Genomic DNA, 1,378 nt, shown 5'->3' with positions numbered 1-1,378 from the left:
GGTAGCGTCCGAGGAGCTGGTGTAATTTCAGTGCCGTCCACGGTGTGATCCTGGGTGGCCATCGAGGTGTATGGTCGAGGTGGAGTTTGCCGACTTCAACCCCGGACCACATGGAGACCCCGATGACCAAGACGAACATGGACCTGTCCGACCTTCTGGCCAAGCACGATCAGGGAGACTTTCTGCGCAGCATTGCCGAGGCCGTCCTGCAGCTGATCATGGAGGCGGATGTCGAAGGCCTGATCGGCGCTGGCAAGCACGAGCGCAGCGGCGAACGCACGACGTGGCGTAACGGGTATCGAGAGCGCGCTCTCGATACCCGTCTGGGCACGCTGAACCTGCGGGTTCCCAAGCTGCGTCAAGGCAGTTACTTCCCGGGCTTTCTCGAAGCGCGCAAGACCTCGGAGCAGGCGCTGGTGGCCGTCATCCAGGAGGCGTGGATCAGTGGCGTATCGACCCGCCGCGTCGATGAGCTGGTGCAGGCCATGGGGCTGAGCGGCATTTCGAAGAGCACGGTGTCGAAGCTGTGCAAGGACATCGACGAACGTGTCGGCGAGTTCCTGAACCGCCCGCTCACCGGCGAATGGCCCTATCTCTGGCTTGACGCCACCTATCTGAAGGTGCGCCAGGGCGGAAGGATCGTACCAGTCGCGGCAATAATCGCCGTGGCCGCCAACACCGAGGGACGCCGTGAGATCATCGGCCTCGGTATCGGCCCGTCCGAGGCCGAGACATTCTGGACCGAGTTCCTTCGATCCCTGCGTGTTCGCGGCTTGGGAGGCGTCAGACTGGTCATCAGCGACGCGCATACAGGGCTCAAAGCCGCCATCGCCCGGGTCTTCGAAGCAACCTGGCAACGCTGTCGCGTCCACTGGATGCGCAACGCCCTGGCCCATGTCTCGCGTGGCCAGCATACCGTCGTCGCCGCTGCCATCCGGCAGGCCTTCGATCAACCCGACCGCACCCATGCCGGCGAAACCTGGCGAAAGGTCGCAGAGCAACTGCGCCCGCGCTGGCCAAAACTGGCTGATCTCATGGATGCCAGCGAGCACGACGTGCTGGCCTACATGTCATTCCCGCGCCAGCATCGCACCAAGCTGCACAGCACGAACCCAATTGAACGCCTGAACAAGGAGGTCAAGCGACGCGCCGATGTCGTCGGGATCTTCCCCAATGAGGCATCCATCACGCGTTTGATCGGCGCCGTACTGTTCGAGCAAAATGACGAATGGCAGACATCAAGCCGCTACATGATGGTCGAGGCATTCGCACAGATCGACAAGGAGGAGATCGATCCCATCCTCAGCATAACCACAAAAGCCGCCTGATCATGCCCTCAGGCCATCCAGAAAATTACACCAGCTTGACGGACGTGACC

Annotated in this window: 1 protein-coding gene; it reads left to right on the top strand. The window is 61.8% G+C overall.

Going from position 1 to position 1,378, the window contains the following annotated elements; genetic code table 11:
• Nucleotides 1–122: 122 nt before the first annotated feature.
• Entirely contained in the window at nucleotides 123–1,328 is a 1,206-nt protein-coding gene (locus FCU40_RS22970; protein ID WP_168078113.1) for an IS256 family transposase, read from the top strand.
• Nucleotides 1,329–1,378: the final 50 nt, after the last annotated feature.

Source organism: Caulobacter sp. SSI4214, assembly GCF_012184455.1.
Lineage (GTDB): Bacteria > Pseudomonadota > Alphaproteobacteria > Caulobacterales > Caulobacteraceae > Caulobacter > Caulobacter vibrioides_E.
The sequence above is the reverse complement of the archived record's forward strand: the minus strand, read 5'-3'. Positions and strand labels throughout refer to the sequence as shown.

What these genes read in the sequence shown, in the direction of transcription:
- FCU40_RS22970 (WP_168078113.1), top strand. Translation starts at nt 123, where the DNA reads ATGACCAAGACGAACATGGACCTGTCCGACCTTCTGGCCAAGCACGAT.